The sequence below is a fragment of the Paenibacillus sp. GSMTC-2017 genome, assembly GCF_016019935.1.
GTDB lineage: Bacteria > Bacillota > Bacilli > Paenibacillales > Paenibacillaceae > Pristimantibacillus.
Genome location: NZ_JAECMT010000003.1, coordinates 238,967 through 251,428 on the forward strand (window position 1 = coordinate 238,967; position 12,462 = coordinate 251,428).

13 protein-coding genes are annotated in these 12,462 nt (G+C 43.8%); 10 read left to right on the forward strand and 3 right to left on the reverse strand.

Annotated elements, in window-relative coordinates:
- The first annotated feature begins 175 nt into the window (after positions 1–175).
- From I6N90_RS13060 to I6N90_RS13085, 6 genes are all read left to right on the forward strand, one after another.
- Positions 176–1,240: an LLM class flavin-dependent oxidoreductase gene (locus tag I6N90_RS13060; protein WP_197936056.1), complete on the forward strand. Its 1,065-nt coding sequence runs from the start codon at positions 176–178 to the stop codon at positions 1,238–1,240.
- A 457-nt stretch (positions 1,241–1,697) separates the two neighbouring features.
- Positions 1,698–2,654 (forward strand): LysR family transcriptional regulator, encoded by a 957-nt coding sequence (locus tag I6N90_RS13065; protein ID WP_197936057.1) that lies wholly within the window; start codon positions 1,698–1,700, stop codon positions 2,652–2,654.
- Positions 2,655–2,848: 194 nt separating this feature from the next.
- A complete protein-coding gene (locus tag I6N90_RS13070) occupies positions 2,849–3,667 on the forward strand; it encodes an amino acid ABC transporter substrate-binding protein (protein ID WP_197936058.1) in 819 nt (272 codons plus the stop codon).
- A 35-nt stretch (positions 3,668–3,702) separates the two neighbouring features.
- Complete coding sequence (locus I6N90_RS13075; protein WP_197936059.1) at positions 3,703–4,377, forward strand: amino acid ABC transporter permease; 675 nt, start codon at positions 3,703–3,705, stop codon at positions 4,375–4,377.
- Between the two features lie 28 nt (positions 4,378–4,405).
- Positions 4,406–5,005 carry an OsmC family protein gene (locus I6N90_RS13080; protein ID WP_197936060.1) on the forward strand — a complete coding sequence of 200 codons (600 nt, stop codon included), beginning with the start codon at positions 4,406–4,408 and terminating at the stop codon, positions 5,003–5,005.
- 155 nt (positions 5,006–5,160) lie between these two features.
- Positions 5,161–5,619: a hypothetical protein gene (locus I6N90_RS13085; protein WP_197936061.1), complete on the forward strand. Its 459-nt coding sequence runs from the start codon at positions 5,161–5,163 to the stop codon at positions 5,617–5,619.
- Positions 5,620–5,632: 13 nt separating this feature from the next.
- Here I6N90_RS13085 and I6N90_RS13090 read toward each other — a convergent pair whose 3' ends face one another.
- Genes I6N90_RS13090 through I6N90_RS13100 form a run of 3 tightly spaced genes read right to left on the reverse strand, consistent with a single transcriptional unit; the run spans position 5,633 to position 7,504 of the window.
- Positions 5,633–6,250 (reverse strand): DsbA family oxidoreductase, encoded by a 618-nt coding sequence (locus I6N90_RS13090; protein WP_197936062.1) that lies wholly within the window; start codon positions 6,248–6,250, stop codon positions 5,633–5,635.
- Positions 6,251–6,273: 23 nt separating this feature from the next.
- The gene (locus I6N90_RS13095; RefSeq protein ID WP_197936063.1) at positions 6,274–6,924 is read right to left on the reverse strand and encodes a DsbA family oxidoreductase; all 651 of its coding nucleotides are present in this window, start codon (positions 6,922–6,924) and stop codon (positions 6,274–6,276) included.
- A gap of 37 nt (positions 6,925–6,961) precedes the next feature.
- Positions 6,962–7,504: an NADPH-dependent FMN reductase gene (locus tag I6N90_RS13100; protein WP_197936064.1), complete on the reverse strand. Its 543-nt coding sequence runs from the start codon at positions 7,502–7,504 to the stop codon at positions 6,962–6,964.
- 244 nt (positions 7,505–7,748) lie between these two features.
- Here I6N90_RS13100 and I6N90_RS13105 point away from each other — a divergent pair, with 244 nt between their 5' ends.
- The 4 genes from I6N90_RS13105 to I6N90_RS13120 all read left to right on the forward strand — a co-directional run bounded on the left by I6N90_RS13105 (position 7,749) and on the right by I6N90_RS13120 (position 12,435).
- Complete coding sequence (locus I6N90_RS13105; RefSeq protein WP_197936065.1) at positions 7,749–8,279, forward strand: acireductone dioxygenase; 531 nt, start codon at positions 7,749–7,751, stop codon at positions 8,277–8,279.
- A 213-nt stretch (positions 8,280–8,492) separates the two neighbouring features.
- Positions 8,493–10,307 carry an asparagine synthase (glutamine-hydrolyzing) gene (gene asnB / locus I6N90_RS13110; protein WP_197936066.1) on the forward strand — a complete coding sequence of 605 codons (1,815 nt, stop codon included), beginning with the start codon at positions 8,493–8,495 and terminating at the stop codon, positions 10,305–10,307.
- Positions 10,308–10,312: 5 nt separating this feature from the next.
- The gene (locus I6N90_RS13115; protein ID WP_197936067.1) at positions 10,313–11,356 is read left to right on the forward strand and encodes a PrpF domain-containing protein; all 1,044 of its coding nucleotides are present in this window, start codon (positions 10,313–10,315) and stop codon (positions 11,354–11,356) included.
- Positions 11,326–12,435, forward strand: coding sequence for an acyl-CoA dehydrogenase family protein (locus I6N90_RS13120; RefSeq protein WP_197936068.1), 1,110 nt, complete (start codon positions 11,326–11,328; stop codon positions 12,433–12,435). The genes I6N90_RS13115 and I6N90_RS13120 overlap by 31 nt, the downstream gene beginning before the upstream one ends.
- Positions 12,436–12,462: the final 27 nt, after the last annotated feature.

Here is a 12,462-nt window from a genome sequence, read left to right on the forward strand (position 1 = left end):
AATGTAATTATAGAGGCATCTAATTACTCAAATCCAATACAAAGTTCGCTATTGCTTTCATTGGTTTGGCCTATGAATTCGATATGGAAATTAATATTGGAGTTTGATGATGACTTCCCCTTATGATTTATGGTAGTAAATGGTTTGATGTTTAGGAGTACAGGAGGGAATAAATATGAGCTTCGAATTTGGTTTATATACATTTGGGGACTTGACGCGTGATCCACATAGCGGGCGGGCGATGAGTGCCAAGCAGAGGCTCGATGAGGTTGTTGCGGCAGCTAAACTTGCTGAAGATGTTGGTTTGGATGTGTTTGGACTTGGCGAACATCATACGCTCAACTTCTCCGTTACTGCAACCCCTGTTGTACTATCGGCAATTGCTCAGTATACGACTAAAATCAGGCTGACAAGTGCAACAACAGTGCTCAGTACGGTTGACCCAGTGCGGCTTTATGAGGATTTTGCAACGCTTGATCTGTTGTCGAATGGGAGAGCGGAGATTATCGCTGGTCGTGGGGCGTTAGTATTTTCAGATACGTACAAGTTGTTTGGTTACGATTTGGCCGATTATGATGACTTATTCGATGAAAAGATCGAGTTGTTGTTGAAAGTTAATGAGAACGAGACTGTGACATGGAATGGTCGCTTTCGACCGGAGCTAGTTGAATCTGAAGTGGGCCCTAGACCACTAGGTGGGAAGTTACCAATATGGATCGGTGTCGGAAGGACACTTGCGAGCGCGGAACGGGCAGGCAGGTTAGGGGCGGGTCTCGCCCTGGCGCAGCTTAGCGGTGATCCGATCCGGCTGAAGCCACTCGTCGAAGCATACAGAGCAGCAGGAAAGGCTGCCGGATTTAAGCCGGAGCAACTGCCTGTCTCGATATCTAGTCATGGATATATTGGACGAACGCCGAGGCAAGCCGTGGACGAATATTTTCCTTACCATGCAAATTATTTCGAACATATTATGCAAAAGCGAAATTCAGCAGATCGGCCTTCTCGTGAAGAGTTCGAGCTTGCAACAGCTCCAGACAATGCTTTGGCTGTAGGAGGCCCTCAGCAAATTATTGAGAAGATTCTCCTTCAGCACGAATTGATTGGGCATAACCGTTATATGCTTCAATTGGATATCGGAGGAGTTCCATACGCACAAGTTGCAAATGCAATCGAGCTGCTCGCAACAGAAGTTATTCCTGTAGTTAGGCGAGAGCTGAACAAAAAAGCTGCCATTGTGTAGGGAGGAGCACAATGAATGCAAGTACGAGTGTGAGAGCCAAACGTTTAGAAAATGTGGTCTTGCAACGCAGATGACACTCTATGGAGGGTAAAAGCAGCATTGAAAGCAGCAGAGATTTGAGCTGCAAAGGTCATTTCGACCCTTGCAGCAGTGAAAGCAGCCTGTAGAAGTGTTACAAGAGTAGTATTACTTCTTGTACAAGAAGCAAAAAACTTCCCCATCAATTGAATTGATGAGGGGAGTTTTTTATGTATAGGATTCCAACTCAATTCATAATTATTTAATTATAGGATTATATTGACCATCCCTATCATTATGTCTAGAATAGGAACAAGTCACAAAAATATACATTTCATTCCACACTTGATGTCGAACAGATAACTGTAGACTCGAAGCGGTTGCTTCGAGTCTTTTTTTGCCCTAAGAAAGCCGCTTCAAAATAGAGAGGAGAATGAGAATGGACCTACTGCAATTAAAATATTTCCAAACGGTTGCTCGCAGAGAGCATATTACACAAGCGGCTAAGGAGTTGAATATTGCGCAACCTTCTTTGAGCCAAACAATCGCAAGGCTGGAGGATGATCTTGGTGTTTCTTTATTTGATCGTCTTGGTCGGAACATTCGGCTTAATGAGGCTGGGAGAACCTTTTTGCAACATGTCGAACGTGCATTTACTGAACTGGAGAAGGGTAAGCGTGAAGCGATTCGGATTTCTGGCAACTATGAAGAGGTGATAACGGTTGCTTCCATTCACTTGCCATTCGTATCAGAGATGCTTGCTGCCTTTGTATCGAAGTATCCTGAGACACGGTTCCGATTTCATCAAGGCTGCTACAATTCGATGAAACAGCTGCTTAAAGATAAGGAAATCGATTTATGTGTTTCAGCGCCTCCAATTGAGTTGCCGAATACGACTAACATTACTTTGTTAACGGAAGAATTGAAACTACTCGTGCCAACCGGACATCCTCTAGCTAACCGAGATTCTGTACAATTAATTGAAGTAGAGAAGGAAGCTTTTATTGGGCTTAAGGCTGGATTTGGACTACGGGATGCGACGGATGGTCTATGCCAAAAAGCCGGTTATACGCCAAATGTTATTTTCGAAGTAGAAGATCCTGCTTTATTGCATAAGCTCGTTCGTGCTGGGATTGGAATTTCCTTTATTCCTTCGTTATGGGAATTAGAAAATACAGATCCGTCTACGGTTGCTGTACGAATTACAGATCCGAATTTCTCACGTACGATTAGTTTAACTTGGCCGGAACGCCAGGAACTTTCGCCTAGTTTTGAACGATTTAGAATATATGTAGTTGAATACTTCCATAAGCTTCAGCAACGTTTAGCAAGCACACCAGCACAGGGTGGAGTGGAGAAACAGCGTTATGTTATAGGTTTGGAACGATTAATATGATATGTATTTTCGTATTGGATAGGTAGTAAGGAGTAACCTTATAATCATTTTGTAGCCAAAATACCCATTAAACTCATAGGGTAACTTTGAAAATTAGGGGATGCAGTTTCCGGTATGCCATTCTACAAAGAGAAGAAAGTAGTAGGTTACGGAGGATAGCGGCGACAAAATGACCGATAAGGGAGTGTTCAGAAATGCACAAAAGGTTTAAAGGGATGGGTGTAGCTCTGTTGTTAGTTTTGCTGACGTTCGTGTTGCTGCTTACAGCATGCGGAGCGAACTCTGAAGAGACAGGGGCGAAAGCCACGGGAAAGAAACTGGTTATTGGGTCGACAGGGGGATTTTATCCTTATGTGTTCCAGAACAGTGAAACGAATAAGCTAGAAGGTTTCGAAGTTGATTTATGGGAAGAAATCGCGAAGCTGACAGGTTATGAAGTTGAATGGAAAACGTCAGAGTTCAGCGGCTTGTTCGGGCTACTGGATACAGGGAAAATTGATACGATTGCAAACTCAATTGCCGTTACTGAAGAGCGAAAGAAAAAATATTTGTTCAGCGAACCATATGTGTATTCGGGTGCTCAGCTCGTCGTGAAAGAAGGAAATACATCCATTCAGTCATTGGAGGATTTAAAAGGGAAAAAAGTTGGCATCCAACTCGGAACAAATTTCGTTAACTTGGTTAAGGAATTTGATAAAGCCGGAGAGATAGAAATCGTTAACTATGAATCGGCAGACGCAGGATTTCAAGATGTAGCCATTGGGCGAATTGATGCAACGTTTGCTACTAAAGCTTCGGCGTTAGGCACGATTCAAAAAACAAAGTTGCCGCTTCAGCTTGGAGGAAAACAATTAACGACGATACCTGCAGCTAACCCTTTTGTGAATAAAGAGGAAAATAACGAATTGGTTGTGCAGGTGAATGATGCACTCAAAAAGCTTCGCGAGGACGGCACATTAGCAAAAATTTCTGAAAAATGGTTTACACAAAACCTCACTAATCCCGAAAACTAGCCTGAATTTCGTGCTGGAGGAGAGGGAGGTCATCGATGTTTGATTTGGCGTATTTGCTGTCGGCGCTGCCAAGGCTGCTGCAGTTCATGTATTTAACGGTTACGATTGCGGTCCTCGCTATCACAATTGGACTTATACTCGGCCTTCTACTCGAAACAGCGATTAGGCGTAACATGTTATTTCTATCCACTTTTTCGAAAATATATATTTCGTTCTTTCGAGCAACGCCCTTGCTCGTACAACTATTTATTTTATATTACGGAATTCCACAAGTGTTCCCTGCATTCGGAGATATGAATGCCTATACCGCAACGGTTATAGGTATCAGCTTAAATTGTGCGGCTTATTTGGCAGAAATTATACGGGCAGCTATCCGCTCTATCGATTACGGACAGTGGGAAGCGTGCCAGTCGATCGGCATGACGCGCTGGCAGAGTATGAGGCGTATAATTTTGCCACAGGCGCTTCGGATCGCTTTACCGTCGTTCGGAAACACATTTGTAACGGTTATTAAGGAAACGTCATTAGGATTCACTTTAGGTTTAACGGAAATGATGGCACAGGCAAAGTTGATGGCGGCTGATACGTACAAATTTCTTGAAGCATTTCTTGCAGCTGCTATTTTGTATTGGCTTGTCGCTATCGTTTATGGCTACATTCAAACTGCTATGGAAAAAAGGGTGAATCGCCCTTATGGCAGTGAAGTGTAGTTGATGATAATTGGAAGGAGTTAGATGGATGAGCAAATTAAATGAATATTTAAAGGATAAAAAGGAGGCAATTGATGCTCGCAATCAGCGTTTAGCACTAGAGAGCACCGTTGTTTCACAGAAGTTGAAGGCTGGAGTAAGAGTTGCAGGACGAAGTGGTGTACGGGAGATTCGTATTCGTGATTTTCAAGTGATTAGCGATAGCGGTCCTGACTTTGGTGGGCATCAGCTTGGTCCTGCATCGCCCGAGCTTCAACTTGGTGTACTGGGAAGTTGCCTTTCACATATTACGTTAATTCAAGCTGCGGTGCGCGGTGTGCCGCTTGATGCGGTAGAGGTGGACGTAACAGGAGATATGCATCCGCTTGCTGGAAAACCTGGCTACGAGGACATTCCTGTCTATGTTCACAATATTGCGTATACACTACGAATTGAGTCAAGCGCTACTGCTAAGGAATTAGCAGAGCTACATGAAGCGGTAGAAATTGCATGCCCAATTCTGAACTTACTGCAACAGCCGCAGCATGTGTCGGGGACACTTTTACATATTCAAACGGAGGAGGCTGCGGTGCAAGGTAAAGCTAAAGTAAGTAGAAGACAAAGCAAACCGAAGACAAGGCAAGCATAAACAGAAATAAGCACGAAGAGAAACAAGCACGAACAGAAACAAGCACGAACAGAAACAAGGATGAACAGAAATAAGCACAGTACAAAATAAGAAGAAACCAAAGTTAGCTGATAGGAAGGAAGGAAGGAAGGAAGGAAGGAAGCAAACAAACAAGCATGCAAACAAGCAAACAAACAAGCAAGCAAGAAAGAAAGAAAAGAAAAGAAAAGAAAAGAAAAGAAGCAAACAAGCAAGAAAGAAAGAAAGAAAGAAAAGAAGCAAACAAACAAGCAAACAAACAAGCAAACAAGCAAGCAAGAAAGAAAGAAAGAAAGAAAGAAAGAAAGAAAGAAAGAAAAGAAGCAAACAAACAAGCAAGCAAGCAAGAAAGAAAGAAAGAAAGAAAGAAAGAAAGAAAGAAAGAAAGAAAGAAAGAAAGAAAGCAAGAAAGCAAACAAGAAAGAAAGAAAAGAAGCAAACAAGCAAGAAAGAAAAGAAGCAAACAAGCAAGAAAGCAAGAAAGCAAAAAAGCAAAAAAGAAAGCAATGAAGCAAGGAAGGGGCAGGCCCAAAAAACACTTTTGGGTTTGCCCCTTCTTTGTACACTATACGTACCCACTATTAGCTAATAACTGACGTCATACATTACTTAGCCAGCCACGGATTCTTTCGCGCGATCAAGCTCGCGCTCGATAGCTTCAAGAAATTGATGTTTAAACGCCATTCCTTTAATGACCGTTTGGCCGATGATGAAGGTAGGAGCCGCACTAATATTAGCAACGTGATAAGCATGGTTTAACGCTTCACGATGCTTTTCACGATACGTTCTTTCTTCAAGCGCTTTGCGATAAGCTACTTGATCTAGCCCAACTTCACCAGCGAGTGCTGTTAGTACATCAATTTCGCCGATGTTTTTACTCTCTAGGAAGAAGGCCTCGTACATCCGTTTATTGTATTCTTTTGCTTTACCATGTTCGATTGCGAACTGATAACCTTCAAAAGCGAGGTGTGTGTAGGGCTGAGGGGAGAAGGGAGGTTTTACAATAGGAATGCCTAGCTCGGCTGCAATCGGGAATACTCGTTCACGCCAATCTTTCGTAATATATTCACCCTCAGGGCGCAAGGTAGGAGTAGGATATGGGCGAAGCTCGAAGGGTAAATATTCGACCTCAACCCCTTTTTCTGCAGCAGCAGCTTCAAGCTCTCCTTCGGCTAAAATACAATAAGGGCATACAAAATCAGAATAAACTTGCAGTTTCAATGTCATAGGTAAAATCTCCTCTCTTTAGGTTAAGAGCAGCCATCAATAGTACAACTAATGCCTGTGCTCCACTGTTCAAGCCTCTGTTTCTTTAATTCAGCATCTATCGCTTCCAGAAATTGCTCCTTATAAAGCAACCACTTAATTGGTGTGTTTCCTATTATATAAGTGGGAGCAGCTGTAATATTAGCTTCGTATAACGCGTGATGCAACGCTTTTTTGTGTGCCTCCTGATAGGTCCCGGACTCCAGCGCTTCGCGGTAAGCAAGGCCATCAAGCCCGAGTTCCACTGCAAGCTCTGTCAACACTTCTGTGTCGCCAATATTTAAACCATCCTGAAAAAAAGCTTTATACATTCGCGAATGATAGGTTTCGCCAACTCCTGCGTTCTTTGCAAATTGATATCCTTCAAACGCCAAATGTGTATGCGGCTGAGGGGAGAGGGTCGGCATTCGAATAGGAATACCGAGTTGTTCCGCTATGGGATACACTTTCTCCCTCCAGTTCGTTTGCATATATTCATCCTCTGGACGGAGAGTAGGTGTTGGATACGGACGGAGTTCAAAAGGCAGATGAGTGACAATGACATCTCTTTCCGTAGCCGCTTCTTTTAACTGACCTTCCGCCAGCAAGCAGAACGGACATACATAATCAGAGTACACTTTGATCGATAACGCCATTAATGTGACTCCTTTATTCCGAAATGTGTAGCTTCGATCATACGCCTTCTTTTACTTTTATTGCGGAAATAAGATCTTGTACGAGCGACTGGAGCGCATTAACACCAGCTTCGTCAATAAAGATGCCATGTGAGTCAATTTGATTTGGATCAGCCACGTATTGGGATGGCAGTACGTTAGCTTGCACACCGCGAAGGACAATACGTAAGTTGTTAAGCGCATTTATGCCTCCTTTGCCGCCGCCAGCTGCTGCTGCAATTGCAACAGGCTTATTCCGGAAGTGGTCACCATTCAAAAAGTCCAGCGCGTTCTTAAGTGCGCCGCTTATACCGTTATGGTATTCGGGAGTAACGATAAAAAAGGCATCAGCTTCTTGAACGAGTTTTCGAAGTTGAATGACGGAATCCAGCTCGTTCTGAGTAGGTTCACCATTAAACAGTGGCAATACATGACGATGTAGATCGAGAAGTTGCGCGTTACCTTGCTTATCCCGTAGCAAACGATAAACGACATTAACGACCGCTTTTGTATTAGCTGCGGCACGGGGGCTTCCACTAATGAACAATACATTTTGACTCATAATTTACACGCTCCACATCATTTGAATTTTTATTAGTCACTCTCGTTAATCCCATCTATTCCGAGTACATTTAAATTATAACGAGGAAGTGAAAGTGACTTCCAATACCAAAATCACAATGGGTTTGATAGCCTGCGAATTATGAGCATATTGTACGGAAACAATCAATTTAATTATGAATTGACAGGCGACAATAATCCCTATTATGATATTTGACAATTCTTATTGGAATAGGAGGGGTAAGATGGCTTATTTACAAAATGGTGGACAATTTGAAGTTGAAACGGAGAGGGATCTTCATCAATTTTTGGAGAAACAAGGGGTGTATTATGAGAGGTTGGAGGAGAACCACACCCCGAAATTTTTTGAAAAAAAACTGGTGTTATCGGAAGATGAGAAGCTAGAGTTACTGCACGTTTATAAGGATTTTATTGCAGATTTTGCGACGCGTAGAGGGTATGAGAAATGGGATATTGCAATCTTATCGGAACAGACGCCCGATATGCTGAAGAAGTTCGGATCCCTGCATTATCATTTGGAGGATGAAGTGCGGATTGTAGTAGGTGGAGGAGGGATATTTACAATACATTCACATGACGGAAGTGGTTATTTTGAACTAAAAGCAATCGCTGGAGATGTAGTCGTTGTACCTGCTAACAGGGCGCACGCTTTCCGTCTTTCCGATCACCTTCAATTTATAGTAGTTCGTTTGTTCGAAGGAGAAGCCTCATCTATCACATTTCCAGTCGATGATCCAGCATTTATTGTCAAATGATGTTGGAACGATAGTTTAATAATAATAGGATTGATTGAGTAAGAAGTATTGGACGATACCAAAAAGGGGGAGTACAGTCTAATTGTAAAACCTAGTAACTATATCGGTATAGTTATTGATTTACTAAACTAATTCAAAGGAAGGAGGGAAATGATGCGATTAAACATAGAAAGTATAGGCTAGGGTAGATAAAGATAATAGGGAGTGGGTAATATGTGCCGTATTTTTGGGTACCTCGGCAATGATTATGTTGACCCTGAAAAGTTGAAGCTCGTTTCCGATCTACAACTCGCAGGCGGTCCCGATCAACAGTCGGTATTGGCAGAGCGGAATTGGGCTATAGGCAACAATAGGTTGGCTATAGTTGGACTCGATGGAGGCGAACAGCCTTACAGCTTAGGTAATTCCATTCGAATTGTATTAAATGGCGAAATTTATAACCATCGTGAACTCAGAAGCAAGCTCGAAGCAAAGGGCTATACATTCAACGATTATTGCGATGGATCGATTTTGCCAGCATTGTATGCGGAATATGGTCTTGATTTCGCCCGGTACTTAGACGGTATGTTCGCGATTGCGGTTATCGACTTAAGAGAGCAGGTAACGTTAACGCTAGCGACAGACCCTTCGGGTATTAAGTCACTGTACTACCACTTTGATGAGCAAAGTGAGACGCTATACTTCTCATCAGAGCTGCCGTCCTTGCTCGCTTTTGGAACCGTTCCTTCAAGCCTTTGGCTGCCGGGAGTTGATTTTTATTTGACTACAAAAGTTGTGTTTGGAGAAAGGACGTTGTTTGACAATGTGTATGCGCTACCACGTTCTTCAATTCTGCAAGTGAAGCTTGGTTCCAAGCCAACGATTCGCCGTTATAAAACGTTGTTGAGGTCAGAGCCTCTTGGTCAAGAGGGAGATGCAGCGGCTGTATCGCTCCGAGAGCAGCTTGATAGAGAAGTAGAAGCATTGTTGTTAGCGGATGTTCCCGTATCAACGATTAATAGCGGTGGTTTGGATTCAAGTCTCATTACTGCGCTTGCAAGTCAAAGGCAGGCTGGTATTCATTCTTTCAATCTGTCTTACGTCGGTAATTGGCCGCTGGATGAAAAACAATATGCAAGACAAGTATCCGAAAGATATGGTACAACACATCACGAAGTTTTAGTTGATCCAAAAGATTTCGAGAAGCTGCTGCCCCTAGTTGCCGAGCGATTAGGGCAGCCGAATGCTGATCCCATTACACTGAGTAGCTATGCATTATTTGAGGCTGTCAATCAAGCAGGCTTCAAGGTGACCATATCAGGTGATGGTGCTGATGAAATGTTCGGGGGGTATGATCGTTTTCTTGAAGCATCGGAGGCAAAGGATGACTGGATTAGACCTTATGTGGCGGCGCTTGGCGTAGCTTCACCGGGGCTACGCAAGGAGCTATACAGTAATGACTATCGTGCTTTCATTCATGATAACGGTTCGATTGAGGATCAGATTGTGGGCAGTCTTCGCACAGCGCATCATAAGAAGGGAAGACTGGACGCTATTTTAGATTTCGAAAGAGAGTATCGTTTGCCGTCCTATCATTTAAGACGTGTTGATCATCTCAGTATGGCGCACTCTGTTGAAGTACGAGTACCATTTTGTCAGCCACGCATTCTAGATTTGGCGGGTAAGCTGCCTGCAGATTGGCGTGTCAGTGAAGGCAAAGTAAAACGATTGCTTTACCGTGCAGCTGAAGGACAGTTACCTGATTCTATTCTTCACCGAAAAAAGCAACCGTTTACATTGCCTATCGATGCGATGATGAGAAAAGGTCTCCCTCTATACGATGCTGTAGCTCGGATATTGGATGGCGATACATTGCGTCGTCACAACTTGTTTAGTTATGAAGCAGTAGAAAAGCTTTTACGTAAGCAAGCCATTCAGCCAGATGGCAAGACGGCGTTGACGTTATGGTCATTAGTTATTTTTCAACTATGGATTAATCATAATGGGGTTGCTATTGGATCTTCCAAACAATATCAATTTGAGGGGTGATCAACATGCAAACGTATTTGGCCCTTGCCGAAGGAAGCGTGTCTTCATCGATCATCATTGACGGAATGGAGCTGCCTTCTTCGCCTGACGCAATCATACCTATATTAAGTGGAATTAATGCTGATCTAGATCATGAGGTCCAGCCCCACGGTCTAATTTCCAAGTTTGTTGTTATTCGTCCGTCTACACATCCCATGTATGATTTAAATTACCGTTTCTTTCAGCTTGTACCAGGAAATCCAGTCACCTTCGATTACTCTGGCAGTTGCGGGCATTCGATTCTAGCAGCGATACAAGTTGCAATGAAATGGGGATGGTTGCCACATGCTAGCCCAGGGCTCAGAGTCCGTGTATATGTGGAAAATGTGGGGGATTCTCTCGTTTGTGAAATTGATCATGCTGTTCGGTCGGGAATGAATTGTACCGCTCATTTTATTGTTGATCCTCATACGACACTGGAAAGTCTGTTGCCAACAGGCACCTTAACGAACCAACTGCAAACGGACAGCGGTGATTATGATGTGTCTATCGTATCCTCTGGAAACCCGTATGTATTTGTAGATGCAGCGGATCTTGGTATTCGTTCGGAGGAGCAGTTGTTTGAAGCGGACAGCGATATTGCTGAACGATTGGAATCTATTCGCCGAGCGGCAGCGCTCGCGCTTGGATGGAATCCAGACGGCGTATTTCCGAAGGTTGCTGCTATTGCTAGCTTTGAGCCCGATACGATCGCATTCAGAGCATTGTCGATTCCGTCCTGGCATCCGACAATTGCACTAACCGGCGCAGCATGTATTGGTGCAGCTGCAGCTATTGAAGGAACGATCATACACCGTATTGTTCAGCAAACAAACAGTACTGGCTATCGATTAAAGGTTATTACAAAAGGTGGCAGTACCGTGATTTCGACGGCTACTACGGGAGGCAAACTATCGGATCAGCTTCTATATAGTAGCATTTCTGAAAAAAATGTACGCCTGCTCGGAGCGTTACCTTTTAAGGAAGGAGCAACTTACGAATGGGAGTCGCAACGCAAGGTGTACGCTTAACCTCTTTATTAGAAGAGTTGGAAAAACACGCAATAATAGCGGATGAAACAGGACGTACACAAGAGCAATCGCTTGATGCGCTGAAAGCATCCGGTCTGCTAGGAGGTCTCGTTCCAAAGGAATATGGAGGACTCGGTCAAGATTCCTTATTTGCAGGGCGGTTGATCGCATCGATAGCGACTGTAGACCCGTCGATAGCTATTATTACGTTTCAACATTTCTCTGTAGTGTCGAGAATATTGGAATGGGGAAGCGCTAAGCAGCGGAAGGATTATTTGCCTAAGCTTGCTAGTGGTCAATGGTTAGCGGCATCAGCTTGGTCAGAGACAGGTGCTGGGGCTAATAAACAGAATCTTTCGACAATTGCAGAGCGCACATTGGATGGCGATTGGATTATTAATGGTGTTAAGTCGTTTACGACTGGAGCAGGTCTTGCTGATCTGTACTTAGTGCTTGTGCAGACGGGTACTAATGATTCCAAGTCGCTTTATGGAAATTCGGGGCAATCATTTTTTCTTATCGAAACGTCGCAGGGTATTACGGCCGATGCAGATACGAATTTGTCTGGGATGAGAGGTTCATCAACTGGATTTATTTCATTGCATCAATGCCAGGTGGCAAATGAGCAGGTGATCGGCCCGCTTGGTGGTGCTCCATCCGTTATTAATGGGATTCGTGAATGCGGTCTTACGTTAGGTTCGGTGTCGCTTGGTATTAGCGAAGCGGCTTATAGCTTAGCGCTTGAACATGTGCGCGGTCGAGGACAGCAAAACAATGCTGTCCTGCAAGCGGCATTGTCGGAGCTGCATATGAATCTTGAGGCAGTACGCGCATTAGTAGACAAGGTTGCGGCCAAAGAGGGTGGAGATCAGTTAAGTCAGATTGCCTACCAATCGAAAATTTTCGCTTCGGAAACGAGTGAAAAAATTGCTCGTGACGCTGGGCAAATCATCGGAGGATCAGGGTATGTGCGCGGCAAAAAAATTGAGCGACTTATTCGCGATGCAAGAGCTGTTTCATTGATGGGGCCGGTTAACCGGTTAGCACGGGAAATTATCGGGAGGGAGCTGATTTCATGAGCGGACAAAGTTATGGAAAGGAGCTGA

Bases quoted from the DNA above. Each gene is read 5' to 3' on its own strand.
- I6N90_RS13060 (WP_197936056.1), top strand. From the start codon at position 176: ATGAGCTTCGAATTTGGTTTATATACATTTGGGGACTTGACGCGTGAT.
- I6N90_RS13065 (WP_197936057.1), top strand. From the start codon at position 1,698: ATGGACCTACTGCAATTAAAATATTTCCAAACGGTTGCTCGCAGAGAG.
- I6N90_RS13070 (WP_197936058.1), top strand. From the start codon at position 2,849: ATGCACAAAAGGTTTAAAGGGATGGGTGTAGCTCTGTTGTTAGTTTTG.
- I6N90_RS13075 (WP_197936059.1), top strand. From the start codon at position 3,703: ATGTTTGATTTGGCGTATTTGCTGTCGGCGCTGCCAAGGCTGCTGCAG.
- I6N90_RS13080 (WP_197936060.1), top strand. From the start codon at position 4,406: ATGAGCAAATTAAATGAATATTTAAAGGATAAAAAGGAGGCAATTGAT.
- I6N90_RS13085 (WP_197936061.1), top strand. From the start codon at position 5,161: ATGCAAACAAGCAAACAAACAAGCAAGCAAGAAAGAAAGAAAAGAAAA.
- I6N90_RS13090 (WP_197936062.1), bottom strand. From the start codon at position 6,250: ATGACATTGAAACTGCAAGTTTATTCTGATTTTGTATGCCCTTATTGT.
- I6N90_RS13095 (WP_197936063.1), bottom strand. From the start codon at position 6,924: ATGGCGTTATCGATCAAAGTGTACTCTGATTATGTATGTCCGTTCTGC.
- I6N90_RS13100 (WP_197936064.1), bottom strand. From the start codon at position 7,504: ATGAGTCAAAATGTATTGTTCATTAGTGGAAGCCCCCGTGCCGCAGCT.
- I6N90_RS13105 (WP_197936065.1), top strand. From the start codon at position 7,749: ATGGCTTATTTACAAAATGGTGGACAATTTGAAGTTGAAACGGAGAGG.
- asnB (WP_197936066.1), top strand. From the start codon at position 8,493: ATGTGCCGTATTTTTGGGTACCTCGGCAATGATTATGTTGACCCTGAA.
- I6N90_RS13115 (WP_197936067.1), top strand. From the start codon at position 10,313: ATGCAAACGTATTTGGCCCTTGCCGAAGGAAGCGTGTCTTCATCGATC.
- I6N90_RS13120 (WP_197936068.1), top strand. From the start codon at position 11,326: ATGGGAGTCGCAACGCAAGGTGTACGCTTAACCTCTTTATTAGAAGAG.